Below are 17,467 nucleotides of genomic sequence, written 5' to 3'. Positions count from 1 at the left end.
CGTAGAACCGCACGTGCCGGCCCCCGCAAAGGTCAGGAGCAGGTTGGAGCCGCGGCTACAGGCCGTCGGCCGCGTGGAAGGTGCGCAGCGCCTCGACCACGAGCTTGTGGTCCTCCAGCTGCGGCAGGCCGGACACCGTCACGGTGGCCACAGGACCCACACCCCTGATGTATAGCGGGAAGGAACCGCCGTGGGCGGCGTGGGTCGACGTGTCGAACATCGGGTTGTCCTCGGCGCGGCCGCCGTTGCGCCGGGCACGCAGGCCGACGAGCAGGGACGGTACGAGGTAACGGGCGGCCGTGCGGCTCTTCGCATCGAGCCAGTAGTCGTTGTCTGGGGTGGCGCCGTCGAGCGCGGCCCGGAACAGGATGTGGTTCGGCTTGCAGATACTGACCGCGATCGGCAGGTTGCGGCCCACGCCCAGCTGGACGAGCAGCTGCCCGAGCGCCACGGCGTCGTCGTTCGTGAAGCGCGTGAACTGGAGCTCGGCGACCTCGGTCTCGATCTTCGCGATGAGTGCCTCGAGGGCTTCGGCAGGCTGGTCGTTCCCGCCGTCGGGATCGAACGGGCGGAGGACTGTCGAGGCAGCATCATTGCTCATTGGATAAATCTACGGGGCGGTGATGGTCGCACGGAAACTACTTCGACGATTTAGTCAGTTGCTCTTGACACACTCGAGCGGTCCTCGCGATCCGCCCTAGAGTTCTGGCACGCACGGGCCGGTGCCGAGGAGTGCGAGACCGGCGCGGTCACCCTCGCCGAACGAGATCGAGCCGACGTTCTTCTCGTACAGGAGCTCGTTGGGATCGTCGACGTGGTCGAGGCCGACGACGTGCGCGAGTTCGTGCATGATGGTCGCCTTCAGGTAGGCGCGGCCGCCCGGGTAGAGGAGGGTGTCGGCGGCATCGGGGGCGTCGAGCTGCACCTGTCCGCCCACGTACACGAGCGGGTGCCCCGGCGTCTGCGCGTAGTCGCTGCCACCGAGTCCGGCGACATCGCCCGCGAGACCCGGCACCTCGGCAGCGCTCGACCAGGTGACCAGCACCGGGACCCAGGTCTTCCCGTACAGCTCCGGCTGGTACAGGTCGCGCTTTTCCGACGGCGCCTCCGTGGTGATGCCGTCGTCGACGAACTGCAGTCCCGTCGCGGCGGAGACCTCGGCGACGGCCTCCTGGACCAGGCCCTCCGATCCCGCCGGTGCGTTGTCGGGCCGGACCACGTAGTGCACGGGCCGGCAGGGATCGTAGGCCACCCATTCCTGATCCTCCACAGGTGACTCGAGCAGTGTGTACGCCGTCGACGCCGGGGCGGGCGGCGGCATACCGAGCGGGACGTCGTTGGCCTCGACGCCGCGCGGCGGCACATCGGCGCCGGGCAGGTACGGGAGGGCGGCGGGCAGCACGAAGCGGTCGAACAACGACGGCGTCAGGTACAGGAACGCGACGAGTGCTAGCACACCGGCGGTCCCGAGCCGCAGCCGGACGGCTGATCTGCTCCGCCTGCGTCTCGTCCTCGCCGGCGCGGCACGCCAGGGCGGGGGAGCGGACGGGCGTCCGACGGCTTCGTCTAGCGCCCACTGCGGGACCCTTCCCGACGGCGACCGCCGCACGCCATCTGCCGTGGTTCGCCGCTCGTGGTACCACTCGCGATCAATCGCCCCCATGCGCCCTGCTCTTCCCCCTGCGGATGTTCCTCATTCATCCTGCTGCACGAGCGGAGGCGGGTTGCCCGGTTCGGGTGGTCCTTGGGCAATGCTGCGCGAAGGCTGATGTCGGGTGGGATTCAGGCGCAGCTACGGGCGGGATCAGGCCGGGAACGACGACGGCCCCGCCCGGTGCCGGGGAGCGGCAGCAGGCGGGGCCGGAAGGAGGTCGAGGGCTACGAGGTCTCGATGTCCTTGGTGTCGTAGTCGAAGCGGAACGTCACGGTGGTGTCCGAGAGCAGGTGCAGCTCGTGGTTCTCGCCGTCGCGCACGCCGAACCGGCCGTAGTTCTCGTCCCAGGAGCCGTTGACGAGGATCTTGAACTGGTAGTTGCCGGCAGGGAGCTGCAGGGACAGCTTCCAGGTGTTCTCCGTCGGCTCCCAGGCGAACTGCAGTTCACGGAGGTCCGTACTCCAGTGCCCGGCCTCACCGAACAGCGGGTCGAAGTCGCCGGAGAGGGCGACCGACTGCGGCTGGTCCTGCCACGCCTCGTCGGCGGGGGTGTCGGTCGGCGCGTGCTCGGGCGCGGTGTCGGTCACCTCGAGGGTCACCGGAACCTCCGGGGGAGTGGGATCCTCGGCGGCAGGGGACTCGACCAGCTTCGCCATCGACTCGTCCGGGTCGGAATCGTCGGCCGGCGCGGCCTGCGCCTCCTCGCCGAGCTGTTCGGGCGCCTGCGGCGCGTGCGAGGGTGCTACGGGAGCCCGGTCGGGCACGGGCGCGCCGCTGAGCATGGCGTTCGCGAACTGTTCAGCGTCGCTGAATACCTCGACGGCGCGGACGCCCTCGTCGGTCGCGGTCCAGCCGCTGCGGCCCTTGACGAGCCAGCCGGCCTTCACGAGCTTGGAGGTCGCGGTCGTCAACGCCTTGTAGCCGCGGGGTACGCCGCCGGCGAGGAGCTCGGCTTCCTTCTCGTCGAAGGGGACCTCGGCCACGGCCTGGGACATCAGCTCGCTGGGCGCGACGATCGTCCCTGACTTCTGGCGGTCGGCCAGCAGGGCGAGGGTGGTGCGGAGTCGGACGTTGGTGCTGTTCCGGGGGGCGATGGCGGTCTCCTTCGTGGACGTCGGACGGCGTTCGCCGTCCATCATGATCGAGCTATCAGGGACTTGGGAAGTATTCTCCGGGACACGGATTCCTACCCAGGCGGGGTTTCACGGTGCTAGGGCTGCGGACGACAGCACCCTGATTTTATCGGAGGGCACGCCGTTCCGGTGCCAGGCTTCGCCGCATGACGAAGCCGGAATGGGGGCGGATCAGCGGGCGGATCGGCGGTCACGACCGGAAGGGTGCTCGCGGTAGCAGCAGGTGCCGCGGCGGCACGCGCGGTGCACACGCAGCCGCGATCACAAACTTCTTCATGGCTGTCTCCCCATTTCACTGACGGCTGCCCGTCGTGGCCACCGCGCGAGGACGGTTCCCTGCAACAGTAGGAGAGGTGGAGGGAATCCATTCTGCAGCCGGGTACCCGTTTTTCCCCGCCCATTACCTGTTCATTGAGGATCTGCGCGGGAACGACTGGGGTGACGTCTCTCGCCGGACTTCTTCGGAACCACCTGCCGCGGTCCGACCCGGGTCCGTCATACGATCGGTGGGATGACCTTCTTGGCAGCCAGTTCGTCGAAGAGCTCGAGGAACCTGTCCTCGGTGTCGAGGCAGTCGGCGAACCCGTGCTGCCGGGCCTTGATGGTGGACGTGACGTTGTCGAACTCCGAGCGGAAGAGGAAGTCGCCGAAGGACCAGCCGGCCAGGTCCTCGTAGGGGGTCGGGACGAGGCCGTACTTCGTCACCATCCGCTGCCAGAGGTCCTGGTGCTGGGGCATCGCCTCGGCGAGCGGGACGGGCTGCGGCTCGGCATAGTCCATCCGGAAGTGGCGGGCGAACACCGGCCACAGGTGGCGCCACCGGATCTGGTCCCCGTTCGTGATGTTGTAGACCTCCCCGCCGGCGCGTGGTTCCGTGCCTGCCCAGACCGTGGCGCGGGCCAGCAGGGACGCGTCGGTCACCTGGTAGAGCGCATCGTAGGCGGCGTGCGTACCCGGGAAGCGCAACGGCTGGCCCAGCTCGCGGCAGATGCTCGCGTAGACGGCGATGACCATCAGGATGTTCATCGGATTGCCGACTGCGTACCCCACCACACCTTCCGGGCGCAGCATCGTGGCCTGGAACCCGTGCCTCGCCGCGGCCGCGCGGAGGATGTCCTCCTGGTCGTAGTAGAAGTTGGGCTGGATCAGCCGCGGATCGCGTTCCTTCGCGGGGGTGTTGAAGTACCCGAGATGCGCTCCGTATGCCTTCCCGCCCTGATAGAGGGTGACATGGCGAAGAGGCGCACCGGCGTCGTCGAGGCCCTGCAGGGCATGGGTCAGCAGGGCGGAGTTGACCTCGATCTGTTCCTCGGTCGTGGGCCGCTCGATGTAGGCGCCGAACACCAGGTGGGTGGTGTCGCGGGCGCCGTCCAGCCCGGTGCGGGCCGCTTCCCGGTCGAGCAGGTCCACGGGCAGGTGCTCCCAGCGCGCTCCGGTGACAGGCCGGCGGCTCAGCCCGCGGACCGGCGTCCCGCGACGAAGGTATTCGTCCGCCACATGCCGGCCGATGACCCCGCCCGCGCCGGCAACCAGGACGACCTGCGGCTCCTCGCCTGCCCCTGGAGGCGCTGCAGGGGTCGGTTCTCTGCCGTCATCGGTCACACTGGGCTCCTGGCGCGTCGGGGATCGGTGCCGAGGTCAGCGACTGCCTGAGCCCGGCCTTTGTGGTCGACGTCAACGATAGCCAGAGGCGGTCGTTCAGTGGAGCGTGCAGCGCCATCTGGAGGAGGAGTGCCATCCGCAGGAATGGTGGTGTATCGCACCCGTCGGGACGGGCCCTGCTCCCGATGGTCCATGCCTCCGTGGCGAGGAAGGACAGAGTGCGACGGCGGCTACTGCGCTCCGGCGATCGGGTGGAGGTCCGTCGCGTCGAGCATCAGAGACTCGATGCTCGCCGTCAGGGCGCCGTCCGCCTCGGAGGCCGCCTTCGCATCGATCCACCGCTGGTCTGCGCCGAACGCCGCCCAGTTCGCCTTCGGATCGCCCTCGTGGCGCAGCAGGTAGACCAGGACATCCGGGACCCCGACCGGCGTCCAGTAGCCGAGGCTCGTCATGTTGTGTTCGACGAAGAGGTCGATGGTGCTGTCCCGGAAACGTGCCATCAGGGCGTCCAGCTTGCCGGGGGTGGCGGTGTAGGTGCGCAGTTCGTAGGTCATGGTTCTCCTTGTGCTGGCGACGGCGGTTGTCGGTCCCAGCCTAGGCGTGCGGGCAGGGTCATCGTCCGCAGGTGTGCTGCTGTACCGGTCCGACCAGGCAGCCCCCGGGCGCCGACGCTCATCCTCTGACGGGGAGCCAGGCGGAGAGCTACGCGAAGAGCTCCGGACGCCGGCAGGTCATGTAGGTGTTGAGCTCCCGGGCGCGGAGCACCTCCGCGTGGTTGACCTCGGCGACCAGCAGTTCCTCCCCGTCGCCCGCGAGCCCGAGGAACGTCCCGTACGGGCTCGCGATGCTGCTCAGCCCGGTGAAGTCGGGCGCGGTGTGGTTGGCATAGGCGATGTAGACGCCGTTCTCGAGGGCGCGGGCGGGCACCAGCAGGGTCGAGATGCGCTCCGCGTTGTAGGTGTGCTCCGGTGCGCGGTTCCCGACGTCGCCCGTCGCCGGCACGGCCGTCGGGATGAGGAGCAGGTCCGCGCCCCGCTGCGCCGCACTGCGCGCGAACTCCGGGAACTCGATGTCGTAGCAGATGCCGAGTGCCACGGTCAGGCCCAGAAGCGGGACCAGTTCCGGAAGGTCGTTCCCCGGCAGGAAGACCGATTGCTCCTCCGGTCCGAACAGGTGCGACTTCCGGTACCGGGTCAGCTCCGTGCCCCGGCTGTCGAACAGCGAGGCGCTGATGTGCCGCCCGGTGGGCGTGGCCTCGACGGTGGATCCGACGAGCACGATGCCGTGGCGCCGGGCGATACCCCCGAGTTCGGCGCGGATGCCCTGCCCGTCCGAATCGGCCACGCGTGTGGGCGCATAGCCCGTGGCGAACAGCTCCGGGCTCACCAGGATGTCGGCGCCCTGCTCGGCGACGCGAGCCGCATACGTGTCGAGCCGGCGGAGGTTCTCGTCGACAGCGCCGACCACCCCCGCGGCCTGGAGTACCGCCAATCCGGCCATGCCTATCCCTCCCCGAACGGTTCTGCCACCGTCTTCCCGTGCTGACAGGGCCAACGTAAACCCGTTGACAGAGCCCATGCTAGGCCCAATCATTGACCCAAACCGAATGACATTCGATTAGCGGAGGCGGAAACGATGGATGCAGCAGACAGCGCGACAGCAGAAGCGTTGCAACGGAGATTGACGGAGATCTCGGCGCACGAGCAGGGCGATTCCTCGCGTGCCGCCCTCTCGGGTCGGGACCTCGGCCTGTTCACCCTGGTGACCCTCGGGATCACCGTGCTGGGTTTCCTGGTGCTGGCGCTGTGAGCGGGAACAAGCAGGGCAACGCCACCCCCGCCGTCGGCGAGACCAGCGGATCGCTCGGTTCACTGCCGCTGCTCCGCACCGAACGGATCTGGAACGGCGCCGACTTCACCGGCGTCAACATCAGCCTTGCCATCGCCACCTGGGCGTTCCTCGTCGGAGGCTCGACGGCGCTGCTCGTCGGCTTCCAGCAGGGCATCGCCGCCATGGTGATCGGCAACGCCATCGGGCTCGGGTTCATGATCCTCGCCAGCGTCGTCGCCAGCCAGCGCTACGGCGTCGAGCAGTACACCATCCTCCGGCCCGTCTTCGGGCTGGTCGGCGTGGGCATCCTCGTCTTCACCGTCATCCTGATCACCGAGATGGGCTGGTCGTCGCTGCTGGCGATCATGGTCGGCAGGGCGGTCACGCAGGTGTCCAATTCGACGTTCGGCACCGACTTCGGGCCGGAAAGCCTCATGGTGACGTTCTTCGCGCTCGTCGCGATCGCCGTCTCCTGGTGGATCCTCTCCCGCGGACCCGTCACCATCGGACGGTTCAACAAGTTCATCGCGCCGGGCCTGATCATCGTGACCGTCTTCCTGATGGTCTTCCTCGTGATCAACACCTCCTGGGACACGCTGCTCAGCGCCGCGCCGCTCGCCCCGTTCGAGGACGACCGCCTCAACTTCGCGCTCGCCGTCGAGTTCAATGCCGGTGTGGGCGTCTCCTGGTACCCGGTCATGGGGTCACTCGCCCGGCTGACGAAGACACCGCGGGCCGCCCTCTGGCCCTCGTACGGAGGGCTGCTCGGCGCCACCCTGATCGCACAGATCGTCGGAATGGCGGCCGCCCTGACCCTCGGGGACTCGGACCCGACCGTCTGGATGCTGCCGTTCGGCGGCCCGATCCTCGGCGCCTTCATCCTTCTGTTCATCGCCTTCGCCAATATCACCAGCACGTCCTCCATCGTCTACTCGACGGTGCTGGCGATCCGTCAGGCCAGCGGCAACCTGCTCTCGCGGATCCGGTGGGCCTGGCTCTGCGCGGGGTTCTTCGTGCTGCCGGCCATCCTCGCGTTCTTCCCGGGCTTCATGTACCTGCGGTTCATGACGTTCGTGACCCTCAGCGGGGCCTTCCTCGCCCCGATGTGCGGGGCGATCATCGCCGACTACTTCCTGCTGCGCCGCCAGCGCGTGGCACTCGAGGAGCTGTACCGGCACCGGGAGGAGAGCGCCTACCACTTCTCCGGTGGGATCAACTGGGCCGGACTCGGCGCCGTCGCTGCCGGGGCCGTCTTCTACCTCGTGATCTACAACCCGGTCACGCTCACCACCCAGCCCGTCTTCAGCTACATCACGGCATCGTTCCCCTCCGCCGTCGTCGGGGCGATCGTGTACTACGTGCTCGCCCGGGTGCTCTACGTCCGCCGCGGCGTCGGCGGCTATGCCCCGGCGGAGAAGGCCGGGAGGAACGTATGAGCCGCCCCGCACAGGCCGCGGTCCACCGCAGCGGTTCCCGGGACCTCGAACTGACCACGGTCGACGTCGCCGATCCCGGCCCGGGCACCGTCCTCGTCCGGATGGGCGCCTCGGGTGTCTGCGGATCCGACCGCCACGTGCTCGACGGCGACTGGACGCTGCCCTCACCCACGGTCATGGGCCATGAGGGCGCCGGTACCGTCGAGGCGATCGGCGACGGCGTCACCGACGTCGCGGTGGGGGACCACGTCATCCTGTCCTGGTTCTACCCCTGCCGGCGCTGCACCGCCTGCCTCTCCGGCAAGTCGTACGTATGCACGGGCAGCCGGTCCGAGGAATGCCTGCTGCCCGACGGCAGCACCCCGCTCTCGCTCGACGGCGACCGGGTGTTCCCGTACCTGACCGTCGGGTCGATGAGCGAGTACGCCGTCGTACCCGAGACCGGTGCCATCCGCATCCCCCGGGAGGTCCCGTTCGACGTCGCGAGCCTCATCGGCTGCTCGGTCGCGACGGGGTTCGGAGCCGTGGTGAACGACGCCGGCGTGGAGGCGGGCACGTCCGCCGTCGTCGTCGGCACCGGTGGTGTGGGGCTCTCGATCATCATGGCCCTGCGACTCGTCGGTGCAAATCCGATCATCGCGGTGGACCTGAGCGAGGAGAAGCTCGCCGTGGCAAGGGACTTCGGCGCCACCCACACGCTGACGCCGTCCGCGGGGCTCGCGGAGGAGATCCAGGGCCTGACCGGGGGAGGCGCGGCCTATGCCTTCGAGGCGATCGGGCGGGTCCAGACCATCGAGTCCCTTCCCTCCCTCATCGCGCCCGGCGGCAAGGCCGTCATCGTGGGTCTGCCGCCCGAGGACAGCCCGGTCTCCATCGACGCGTTGCTGCTCGCCGAGAGCGGCAAGTCGCTCATTGGCTCCAACTACGGGTCCACCGTGCCGGGTCGGGACTTCCCGCGGCTCGCGGAGCTGTACCTCGCCGGTCGATTGCCCGTCGACCGGCTCATCTCGCACCGGATCGGCCTCCAGGAGGTCAACGAGGCCTTCGACGCGATGCGCAGGGGGGAGCGAGCCCGTAGCGTGATCGTGTTCTAGTCATTTGATGGCGACGGCGACGGCGACGACGACGACGGCGATGGCGACGGCGACGGCGGGGGGCGGAGCCGTAGGCGGGCACAGTCGTCAGCGGGCCGGAGCCGTCTTCGGGCACAGTCGTCAGCGGATACAGCAGTGCGGCGATGCCGCCGAGTCAGGGGGAACATGGGGCGGCCACGCCAGGCGATCCTGTCGCCGGAGAAGATCTATCGGGCGGCTCTCGAGCTGGTCGACGAGTTCGGAGACTTCACGCTGCCGGGACTCGCGAAGCGGCTCTCGGTCAGTCCGTCGTCGATCTACCACCATGTGCAGGGACGGCCGGAGATCATCAACGGGATCCGGTCCGTCATCGGAGCCGACGCCCTGGCGGCCGGGGACTTCTTCACGGCCGGCCCCGCGTGGCAGGACCGGGCCGCGGCATGGGCCCGCAGTTACCGCAGCGCGCTGGGCCAGCACGCGAAGTGCATCCCGCTGCTCGTGGGTGAGGCGGCGACGGACCGGGCGACACTCGAGATCTACGAGCACCTCGCCGCACTGTTCGTCGAGCAGGGCTTCGCGGCCGACGACGTGGTGGTGGCGGTGACCGTGCTCGACAGTTTCATGCTGGGCTCTGCCCTCGACGTGGCGGCGCCCGAGTCGGCCTGGCTCGCGGATGCCGAGGCCCAGCCCGCGCTCCACGGAGCGTTTGCGCAGGCATCCCTGGCAGGACCGCGCGCCGACATCAGCTTCGAGGTGGGGGTGACGGCGATCGTCGCGTACCTGCAGACGCTGGCCCGGAATTGAGGGCGACGGCGATGCTCGCGCCGGCAGCTCGGAGATCCTGCGCAGCTGACAAGAACTTCTAGCGGCTCAGTGCAGCTTGGATCGTCGTAGCGTCCGCCTACCCTCTGGGTATGACGACGATCTCGAAGGGGTCCAGCCGGACGACGCCGTGTCCTCGATGCGGCCACGAGGCCTGGCCGATCGCCTACGGCATGGTCCCGCCCTCCGTGCAGGAGGAGAACCCGCGCGTGGTGTACGCGGGCTGCGTGATGAGCGAGGAATGGCGTCCCGATCCTGCAACCGGTGAGCCCCGGTACGGGACGCCCGAGTGGGAGTGCCAGAAGTCCGGGTGCCGTCACCGCTGGTGGTGAGGGAGCCTGCGGCGTAGATCGAGCGACGCCGGATCGGGCGACGCCGGAGCGATCTGGATCGCGTCACGCCGGATCGAGCAACCCGGATCGCGTCACGCCGTACCAGCGCCGCGTCTCGAGCGGCGCCGGATCGAGCGACCCGGATCGCGTCACGCCGGATCGAGCGACGCGTCTTGAGCGGCACCGGATCAGCGACGCAGATCGAGCGACGCGGGTCGCGTTACGCCCGGTCAGAGACGCGGGTCGCGTTACGGCGTGCCGTCCTCGCCGGCCCAGGCCCGGGCGTAGAACTCCGGGGACAGGGCGTCCAGCAGTTCACCGTAGGCGCCGGCCTCCATCGCCTGCGCCGAAGTCTCCGGGACCGACGGCGCGAAGGCGGACACACCCAGCCCGGCCTCACGGCCCTGCAGCGTCAGGCCCGCCGCCTCCAGGATCGTGGGGTACAGGTTCAGCTGGTCCACACGGGGGCGCAACGTGCTGTCGCCGTCCGCGCCCGGTATCCAGATCCGGTTGAAGATGGTGCGGTTGCTGTGGTTGTCGAGCTGCTCGTGGAAAGCGTCGCCTGCACTCATGTGCTTGAGGTGGTCGCCCATGATCACCACGGCGGTGTCGTCGAGGTAGCCCTTCTCCTCCATGTAGTCCACGAAGCCGGCCATGAGGGTCATCGAGCAGGAGAACACGGAGGTGACCTCGCTGTCCGTGTCCACGTCGCAGTAGTCGTAGACGTGCACCGGCTCGTGGGTGTCCAGCGTCAGCAGGGAGAGGTTGAAGGGCTGACCGGTCCGCTCCGCGTCCGCGTGCAGTTGATCGATCTCGTCCTTCGCGTGCTCCAGGAGTCGTTCGTCGCTCAGTCCCCAGTCGCTGCGGAAGTTCTTCACCGGTTCACCCGCGGCCCGCCAGTCGGCAAGGCCCTTCACCTCGGAGTAGCCGTGGCTGCCCAGGAACGTGTCCTTCGCGGCGAACGAGGAGTTGGCGCCGCCCAGGAAGACGTTGGTGTAGCCGTGGTCGCCCAGGACATCGCCCAGGCAGGTGATGCCGCCCAGGTAGGTGTCGACGTCGTCACCGTCCGTCGAGGAGGAGCTGCTGTCTCCTGCGGTGCCCAGGCCCTTCAACGGGACGCCGCACTGCGTCGAGGTGATGCCCGCCATGGTCCAGCCCCCACCCCGATACTGCTGGAGGTCGTCCACGCTCTGCCAACCGTCGGACGCCCTGGTCGCTTCCTTGAGGGAAGCGAAGGCGTCCTTCTCGAAGAGCTGGTCGTCCGCGAGGGTGGCTTCACCGGATTCGAGGTAGATCAGCACCAGGTTGCGCTTGTCCTCGTCGCCGGTGACGGTCGGTTCCACGTAGTAGTCGCCGAGGTCGTACTCGGAGTTCGCAGCTGCGATGTAGTCCTTCACCCCGACCGAGCTGGCGAAGGCCGTGGTGCCTCCGACGACGACGGCTGCCACCAGGGCGGTGGAGAGGGAGCGCATGACCCACCGGCGGCGAGGGCGAATTGCGTCGCCCAGGTTGCGGCGCTTGCGGCGACGGCGGGACTGCCAGAGGGCGATTCCGAGCGTGAGCAGCAGGGGTACGACGCCGATGCCGAAGACACCGATCCAGACGAGGCCGCCACCGCCGTCGGTCTCCACGGAGACGAGGTTCAGGAGCATCTGCCCCACCGAGATCTCGCCCCAGTAGTAACGGATACCTGCGGCGGCGATGAGCAGCGCGAGCCCAGCCCAGATCAGGACGTAGACCAGGACGCGTCCGAGGACGACGCCGACCCGTCGGGTCACGTGCAGAATCCGGCCGAGCATGGCAACACCTCGCGTTCGGGATGCCCGCGTGGTCGCCGCACACCCTTGACATTCGCCCCGTTCTCGGGCGGAAAGATTTTAGTACCGTCAGGCTACCTGTTCAACCTGAGTTCACCCCTACTTCACCCGCTGCATCGTGCGGCATGCGACCATTCCGGTGGTCGATCCGGTGCCGGAACCTTCTCAGCAGTGAGCGCTCCCACCGGCCGCTCGTGGGACCAGGAGGGCTGCGGGTTCTCGTGGTCGGCCCCAGCGCCATCGATGACTGCTCCGCGCCATGCCCGAGGAGCGGGCGGCCCTTGCGTCGCCCTACTGCCCGATGTCCTCACCGGCCCAGGCTCTCTCGTAGAACAGTGGGGACAGTGAGTCCAGCAGTTCACCATAGGCGACCGACTCCATCGTCTGCGCCGACCCCTCCGGGACGAATGGCGCGAAGGCGGACACCCCCACCCCCGCCTCGCCATCCTGCAGCGTCAGGCCGGCCGCCTCCAAGATTGTGGGGTACATGTTCATCTGGTCCACGCGGGGGCGCAACGTGGTGGTGCTGTAGTCGTCGCCCGGTATCCAGAACCGATTGAAGATGGTGCGGTCGGCATCGTCCAGCTGCTCGTGGAACGGGTCATCCGCGCCCATGCGCTTGAGGTGGTCACCCATGATCACCACAGCGGTGTCGTCCAGGTAACCCTTCTCTGCCAGGTAGTCCACGAATCCTGCCACCAGGGTCATGGAGCAGGAGTACACGGAGGTGACCTCGTTCTCCGTGCCCACATCGCAGTAGTCGAAGAGGTGTGCGGGCTCGTGGGTGTCCAGCGTCAGCAGCGTGAGATTGAAGGGTCGACTGGTCTTCTCCGCCTCGGCATGCAGTTCATCGACCTCCTCCCGGGCGTAGGCCAGAAGGCGTTGGTCGCTCAGGCCCCAGTCGCTGCGGAAGTTCTCCTCCGGCTCACCGGCGGCACGCCAGTCGAAAAGGCCCTTCTGCTCCGAGTAGCCGTGGGTGCGCAAGAAGGTGTCCTTTGCGCCGAAGGCGGCATTCGCGCCGCCCAGGAAGACGTTGGTGTACCCGTGCTGGTCCAGGACATCGCCCAGGCACGTCACCCCGCCCAGATAGGTACTCGCATCGCCACCGAGGGCATTGGTCTGAGGGCCCCCGCCAGGGGAGGCCATGCCCTTCAACGGGATGCCGCACTGCGTCGCGGTGAGGCCGCCCATGGTCCAGCCTCCGCTCTTGTACTGCTGGAGATCCTCCACGCTCTGCCAACCGTCGACCGCCTTGGTGGCCTCCTTCAAGGCAGCGAAAGCGTCCTTCTCGAAGAGCTGGTCGTCTGCGAGGGTGGCTTCACCGGATTCGAGGTAGATCAGCACCAGGTTGCGTTTGTTCGCGTCGCCGGTGACGGTCGGCTCCACGTAGTAGTCGCCGAGGTCGTACCGGGAGTTGGCCGCCGCGATGTAGTCCCTCATACCGACGGTGGTGTCGAAGGCCGTGGTGCCGCCCAGCACCACCGCGGCCACCAAGGTCGTTGAGATGGTGCGCGATTTCCACTGCGAGCGACGAGGGTGCTTGCGGCGTTGGACGTACTGCCAGAGAGCGATCCCGACGGTGATGAGCAGGGGAGCGACGCCGATTCCCAGGATGGCCACCCAGACGATGGCTCCGCCCCCGCCGTCGGTCTCTACGGAGACCAGGTTCATGAGCATCTGGCTCACGGTGATCTTGCCCCAGTAGTAGCGGATGCCGGCGGCGGCAATGAGCAGCGCGAGGCCGGCCCAGATCAGGACGTAGACCAGGGTGCGTCCCGCGACGACGCCGACCCGTCGAGCGACCTGCAGTGCTTCGTCAGCCAAGGCAACACCTCGCGTTCGCAGATGCCCGCGTAGTCGCCGTAGACCCTTGACATCCGGCCCGTCCTCGGTCAGAAGAATTTTAATACCGTCAGGCTACCTGTTCAACCAGAGTTCACTCGTTGTTCACGATTGGTACCCGCGGCACGTCGTGAGCTGTACCCTGCTGCGCTCCGCCAGCGGTGCCCCGCGAACTCTCAAGCAGAGTTGCTACGGGCAGTAGATTGCGCGGCTTCGGCGTCGAGTAGTTGCTCGTGGACCGCCTCCTCCACCTGCCAGTACCTGTTTCTTCGCGGAGTCCGACCCGGATCGACGTACGTCGGCGGAGTGAACCAGGGGATGCCGTGCTTCGATTCGACCGTCCACTTCCCTTCGTGCACCACGTGATGATGACGTGAGCACAGGAGGACTCCCTGGCTGATACTTGTCGTTCCTCCTGTGGCCCAGGGCGCAATGTGGTGGGCTTCGCACCAGGTTGCCGGGATCGAGCAGTCGGGGAAGGCGCAACCCTTGTCCCTCGCAACGAGGCCGCGGCGCAGATGTGGAGGGAAGAGCCGCTGTGCCCGTCCGATGTCGAGGATCTGGCCCTTGCCGCCGAGGACCAGCGGGATGATGTCGGCATCACAGGCCAGCTTCCGGATGCTTCGTGCGCTGATCTGCTGCCCGAACACAGCGTGACCGGCCCGCTCCATCTCGCCCACGAGGTCCGAGTAGCTGATGGTCACCATGACCTGGGGTCGGTGTCCGCCTGATGCGGACAGCCCGTCCGTCGACAGGGCGATCCTGCACGCAGACACCAATCCGTCGAGGAGGCTCTGGGGGCGCGTCGGCCGGGCGTCGTCGCCGGCGTCACGTGAACCTGAGTCGTCCCCTCCTGTGGAGCTCCAGCCTGCGTCGCTTCCACCGGTACCGCTCCAGCCTGCGTCGCTCCCGCCGGCGCCACCCTTGCCTATGCCACCCCAGCCTGAGTTCTTCTCGCCGCTTCCACCCTCGCCTGTGCCGCTCCAGCCTGAGTTCTTAACGCCGGCGCCACCCTTGCCTATGCCACCCCAGCCTGAGTTCTTCTCGCCGCTTCCACCGTCGCCAGTGCCGCCCCCGCCGGTATCGCCCCATCCACTCTCACCGGCAACCCCGTCGGTTCTGATCCCACACGCCGGGTCTCCGGTGGCCTCAAGGGCGCCGGACTTTCCCCTCGGATTCGTCGCAGTGTTCATGGCGGTCACCAGATGCTCGAACTGCTCGTCAGTGGCGCCGATCTCCAGAAAATGCAAGCCGTTCCGTCTGCCCTTGAGGAAGACACCCTGTCGTGCCCGCAGCACCTTCTCCGTAGGCTCCTGCCCGTCCTGGTCGAGTACACCTTCCCAGCGTCGCGCCAGAACGCGCAGGAGGTCCTCGTCCGATTCCATCGCCTGCAGCGTGAGGTGGCGCTCCATCGACTCGAGTTGCCGTGGAGTTGCGACGGTACGTACCCGCTGAACCGCGTCATGGACGATCAAGACCGCGCGTCCACTGACCTCGCCCGCGTTCGCTGCGGTGCCGAGGATGGGCATCGGAGCGGGAGTGGAGCAGCCGCTCGCAGCGACGCCGGGCAGGACGCCTGCCGCAAGTCTCAACCGGCGGTTCGCCTCGAATCGGCTGATGCCGAGTCGGGCTCGCAGGAAGTCGGCACAGGTCCTGAATTCGGGATGTCGGGTCTTCTTGTCCCGCTGATCGGCATCTGCTGAAGGAGTGCCGGCGATGTCCGCGGAGCCTTCGCCGTCGACCTTCGACAGGCTGAGCTCCGCCCGCGCGATGAGCGATCCGGAAGCGTCCTGCTCGCCGGTGCCCACAACGTCGTGGTCCTGAGCGGCTCGAGCGGCCACGATTTGCAGATGATCGACGATCTTCGAGATCTCCTCGATGGTGACGAGCGCTTCCACGACGTCACTCTTGGGGAGGAGGAGGTGGTGCTCTGCCAGGTCCTGACCGAAAGCGAGCAGCTCGGACCGAATGAACTCCAGTGGAGTATCGGGATGCTCGAGCGGTGCAACGGCCATGACTCATTTTATCGAACGTACGTACTAATCCCGCTTCCTCCGACCCATTGTGGAGGAGAAGTCAGGCACCTCTCCTCCACAGCCTTCGAGGACGCCCGTCGTCGGCCGCTGGTGCCGCAGCACCGACGAGGTGGCGGGCAACGCCGCAGCACCGCCGAGGTGGCGGGCAACGCCACAGCAACGCCGAGGTGGCGGGCAACGCCACAGCAACGCCGAGGTGGCGGGCAACGCCACAGCAACGCCGAGGTGGCGGGCAGCACCACAGCAACGTCGAGGTCGCGTCGAGTGCCGCAGCAACGCCGAGGTGGCGAGCAACGCCATCGCAGTGCCGAGGTGGCGATTAACGCCACCGCAGTGCCAAGGTCGCGCTCACTAACGCAGCCACGCCAAGGCCGCGGGCATCGACACCAAAGCCGGGATGAACGGCACAGTCGAGGTTCAGCCCCTCACGCCTCGGGGCGGGCCCGTCGGCGGAAGGGGTCACCCCCTGAGCGCAGCTAGCCCGCCCGAACGGTCAGGCCGGGACGGTGAGCCCCTGCAGCCAGGCCTGCCACGCCGGCTCCTCGCGCTGCACGTAGTCCGCCGCGTCGGCCGAGAACAGATACGCCCGTACGCCCACGGTCGCTGTACTCTCGCCCTCGCCGTGAGCGAAGACGCTGAGCATCCCGGGAACCGGTGCGGTGATCCGGATCAGTACCTGTCGCTCACCGACACGCTCCACCGTGCCGGTGGTGCCGCGGACCTCGACCGCTGCGCCCTCATCGCCCAGGCCGAGCGCGCCGTGCAGGGTGGCCCAGAGCGTCTGCGCATCTCCGGGGTGGGAGGCGGAGGCCTCGAGCTGAGTGACCTCCTGGCCGGGGAAGTGCGTCAGGTACAGGCGCAGGTTGTCGAAGAACGGCATCCAGCTGGTGCCCATGTCATCCCAGAACTCCGACTCCCAGGCATCGCCGGTCCCGAAGCCGCTGCTGGTGACGTGCACGATACAGGTGCCGCCCGAGCGCGCCTCGACGAGGAATTCCGACGTCAGCGGGCTGAGCGCCTCCGGGTCCTTGCCCATGAGGGCGGCCCAGTCCTCCTCGTACTCGATGCGGCGCGGCGGGTCCCAGCGGGTGACCTGACCGTCCGAGCCCATCTCGGGACCCATGGCGAAATGAAGGGAACCGCCTTCGCGCTCCTCCATCTCGGTCGGCAGGAACCAGGCGCTCATGCCCTTGGCGGTGGCGATGGCCTGCCAGACCTGTTCCGGGGTCCCCGGGACCTCGACGCTGAATTCCAGGCGGTACGGGACGTTCGGTGTCGTGCTCATGACTTCTCCTCGGGAAGGGGGTGGGCGGCGACGACGAGCCGGTGGGGGAGCCCGTCGTCGTGGTGGTAGCGAGCGGCCAAGTCGAGCACCGCGGCGGTCAGATCGTTCGCGAAGGCAGCCCTGTCAGCGGCAGATCGGAAACCGATCTGCGTGTCGATGGTCAGCGTCGGCAGGCGCTGACCGGATGCGCCTGCCCGGCGCGCCAGGGCGCCGACCTCGCGCATCAGCCGGCCGGCCAGCGCGACGAGGTAACCCGCCGACAGGTGATCATCGTTGGCGTCCGGATCTGCCGCGGACCCGCTGACCGCCGCAGGTGACACGACGTAGGACGCAGCCGACGCCTGCAGCACCCGCTCGGTGATGCCCCCGTGCCGGCGCTCCTCGAACAGTTCCACGAGGCCGTGCGTCTCGAGCGTCCTGAGGTGGTAGTTGATCTTCTGGCGTGCGATACCGACCCGGGCGGCGAGCCCGGCGGCGGAGGCTGGAACGGCAAGCTCGCCGAGCAGCCTGGCTCGGACCGGATCCAGCACAGCGGCGGCTGCCTCAGCGCTTTCGATGACTTCGACGTCGTACATGCCATCATCGTGCGCTCGACAAGAAAAGTT

The 17,467-nt window shown here is 68.0% G+C and carries 16 protein-coding genes; 5 read left to right on the top strand and 11 right to left on the bottom strand.

Annotated features, from left to right (window positions below):
- Nucleotides 1–55: 55 nt before the first annotated feature.
- The 6 genes from AC0Z9V_RS11485 to AC0Z9V_RS11460 form a co-directional block, all read right to left on the bottom strand.
- Nucleotides 56–601, bottom strand: a complete 546-nt coding sequence (locus AC0Z9V_RS11485) for a heme-degrading domain-containing protein (protein WP_133082811.1) — start codon at nucleotides 599–601, stop codon at nucleotides 56–58.
- A 96-nt stretch (nucleotides 602–697) separates the two neighbouring features.
- On the bottom strand, nucleotides 698–1,456 hold the full coding sequence (locus AC0Z9V_RS11480; protein ID WP_485141585.1) for a zinc metalloprotease: 759 nt from the start codon (nucleotides 1,454–1,456) through the stop codon (nucleotides 698–700).
- A gap of 422 nt (nucleotides 1,457–1,878) precedes the next feature.
- Nucleotides 1,879–2,793, bottom strand: a complete 915-nt coding sequence (locus AC0Z9V_RS11475) for a pullulanase X25 domain-containing protein (RefSeq protein WP_485141584.1) — start codon at nucleotides 2,791–2,793, stop codon at nucleotides 1,879–1,881.
- 489 nt (nucleotides 2,794–3,282) lie between these two features.
- Entirely contained in the window at nucleotides 3,283–4,389 is a 1,107-nt protein-coding gene (locus tag AC0Z9V_RS11470) for an SDR family oxidoreductase (RefSeq protein ID WP_485141583.1), read from the bottom strand.
- Nucleotides 4,390–4,619: 230 nt separating this feature from the next.
- Complete coding sequence (locus AC0Z9V_RS11465) at nucleotides 4,620–4,943, bottom strand: NIPSNAP family protein (RefSeq protein ID WP_208740033.1); 324 nt, start codon at nucleotides 4,941–4,943, stop codon at nucleotides 4,620–4,622.
- 148 nt (nucleotides 4,944–5,091) lie between these two features.
- Entirely contained in the window at nucleotides 5,092–5,889 is a 798-nt protein-coding gene (locus AC0Z9V_RS11460; protein ID WP_485141582.1) for a nitrilase-related carbon-nitrogen hydrolase, read from the bottom strand.
- A 135-nt stretch (nucleotides 5,890–6,024) separates the two neighbouring features.
- On the opposite strand from AC0Z9V_RS11460, the gene AC0Z9V_RS11455 reads away from it, so the two are divergent.
- From AC0Z9V_RS11455 to AC0Z9V_RS11435, 5 genes are all read left to right on the top strand, one after another.
- Nucleotides 6,025–6,198 carry a hypothetical protein gene (locus AC0Z9V_RS11455; protein ID WP_208740031.1) on the top strand — a complete coding sequence of 58 codons (174 nt, stop codon included), beginning with the start codon at nucleotides 6,025–6,027 and terminating at the stop codon, nucleotides 6,196–6,198.
- Complete coding sequence (locus tag AC0Z9V_RS11450; protein ID WP_485141581.1) at nucleotides 6,195–7,655, top strand: purine-cytosine permease family protein; 1,461 nt, start codon at nucleotides 6,195–6,197, stop codon at nucleotides 7,653–7,655. The genes AC0Z9V_RS11455 and AC0Z9V_RS11450 overlap by 4 nt, the downstream gene beginning before the upstream one ends.
- Complete coding sequence (locus AC0Z9V_RS11445) at nucleotides 7,652–8,749, top strand: alcohol dehydrogenase catalytic domain-containing protein (protein WP_485141580.1); 1,098 nt, start codon at nucleotides 7,652–7,654, stop codon at nucleotides 8,747–8,749. Before AC0Z9V_RS11450 ends, AC0Z9V_RS11445 begins: the two co-directional genes overlap by 4 nt.
- Nucleotides 8,750–8,914: 165 nt before the next feature.
- Entirely contained in the window at nucleotides 8,915–9,532 is a 618-nt protein-coding gene (locus tag AC0Z9V_RS11440) for a TetR/AcrR family transcriptional regulator (RefSeq protein WP_485141579.1), read from the top strand.
- Between the two features lie 110 nt (nucleotides 9,533–9,642).
- A complete protein-coding gene (locus AC0Z9V_RS11435) occupies nucleotides 9,643–9,882 on the top strand; it encodes a hypothetical protein (protein ID WP_208739562.1) in 240 nt (79 codons plus the stop codon).
- A gap of 248 nt (nucleotides 9,883–10,130) precedes the next feature.
- Here the strand turns inward: AC0Z9V_RS11435 and AC0Z9V_RS11430 are convergent, their stop codons facing one another.
- The 5 genes from AC0Z9V_RS11430 to AC0Z9V_RS11410 all read right to left on the bottom strand — a co-directional run bounded on the left by AC0Z9V_RS11430 (nucleotide 10,131) and on the right by AC0Z9V_RS11410 (nucleotide 17,437).
- Complete coding sequence (locus tag AC0Z9V_RS11430) at nucleotides 10,131–11,681, bottom strand: LTA synthase family protein (protein WP_485141578.1); 1,551 nt, start codon at nucleotides 11,679–11,681, stop codon at nucleotides 10,131–10,133.
- A gap of 309 nt (nucleotides 11,682–11,990) precedes the next feature.
- Nucleotides 11,991–13,523, bottom strand: coding sequence for a sulfatase-like hydrolase/transferase (locus AC0Z9V_RS11425; RefSeq protein ID WP_485141577.1), 1,533 nt, complete (start codon nucleotides 13,521–13,523; stop codon nucleotides 11,991–11,993).
- Between the two features lie 194 nt (nucleotides 13,524–13,717).
- Nucleotides 13,718–15,556 carry an HNH endonuclease signature motif containing protein gene (locus tag AC0Z9V_RS11420; RefSeq protein WP_485141576.1) on the bottom strand — a complete coding sequence of 613 codons (1,839 nt, stop codon included), beginning with the start codon at nucleotides 15,554–15,556 and terminating at the stop codon, nucleotides 13,718–13,720.
- 514 nt (nucleotides 15,557–16,070) lie between these two features.
- Nucleotides 16,071–16,862: an SRPBCC family protein gene (locus AC0Z9V_RS11415; RefSeq protein ID WP_485141575.1), complete on the bottom strand. Its 792-nt coding sequence runs from the start codon at nucleotides 16,860–16,862 to the stop codon at nucleotides 16,071–16,073.
- Nucleotides 16,859–17,437 carry an ArsR/SmtB family transcription factor gene (locus AC0Z9V_RS11410; RefSeq protein ID WP_485141574.1) on the bottom strand — a complete coding sequence of 193 codons (579 nt, stop codon included), beginning with the start codon at nucleotides 17,435–17,437 and terminating at the stop codon, nucleotides 16,859–16,861. The genes AC0Z9V_RS11415 and AC0Z9V_RS11410 overlap by 4 nt, the downstream gene beginning before the upstream one ends.
- Nucleotides 17,438–17,467: the final 30 nt, after the last annotated feature.

This window comes from Arthrobacter sp. UYP4 (assembly GCF_057291175.1).
Note: the sequence above shows the minus strand (reverse complement) of the source record. Positions and strands in the feature narration are given on the sequence as shown.

Bases quoted from the DNA above. Each gene is read 5' to 3' on its own strand.
- AC0Z9V_RS11430 (WP_485141578.1), bottom strand. From the start codon at position 11,681: ATGCTCGGCCGGATTCTGCACGTGACCCGACGGGTCGGCGTCGTCCTC.
- AC0Z9V_RS11455 (WP_208740031.1), top strand. From the start codon at position 6,025: ATGGATGCAGCAGACAGCGCGACAGCAGAAGCGTTGCAACGGAGATTG.
- AC0Z9V_RS11460 (WP_485141582.1), bottom strand. From the start codon at position 5,889: ATGGCCGGATTGGCGGTACTCCAGGCCGCGGGGGTGGTCGGCGCTGTC.
- AC0Z9V_RS11465 (WP_208740033.1), bottom strand. From the start codon at position 4,943: ATGACCTACGAACTGCGCACCTACACCGCCACCCCCGGCAAGCTGGAC.
- AC0Z9V_RS11410 (WP_485141574.1), bottom strand. From the start codon at position 17,437: ATGTACGACGTCGAAGTCATCGAAAGCGCTGAGGCAGCCGCCGCTGTG.
- AC0Z9V_RS11420 (WP_485141576.1), bottom strand. From the start codon at position 15,556: ATGGCCGTTGCACCGCTCGAGCATCCCGATACTCCACTGGAGTTCATT.
- AC0Z9V_RS11435 (WP_208739562.1), top strand. From the start codon at position 9,643: ATGACGACGATCTCGAAGGGGTCCAGCCGGACGACGCCGTGTCCTCGA.
- AC0Z9V_RS11445 (WP_485141580.1), top strand. From the start codon at position 7,652: ATGAGCCGCCCCGCACAGGCCGCGGTCCACCGCAGCGGTTCCCGGGAC.
- AC0Z9V_RS11415 (WP_485141575.1), bottom strand. From the start codon at position 16,862: ATGAGCACGACACCGAACGTCCCGTACCGCCTGGAATTCAGCGTCGAG.
- AC0Z9V_RS11440 (WP_485141579.1), top strand. From the start codon at position 8,915: ATGGGGCGGCCACGCCAGGCGATCCTGTCGCCGGAGAAGATCTATCGG.
- AC0Z9V_RS11475 (WP_485141584.1), bottom strand. From the start codon at position 2,793: ATGATGGACGGCGAACGCCGTCCGACGTCCACGAAGGAGACCGCCATC.
- AC0Z9V_RS11485 (WP_133082811.1), bottom strand. From the start codon at position 601: ATGAGCAATGATGCTGCCTCGACAGTCCTCCGCCCGTTCGATCCCGAC.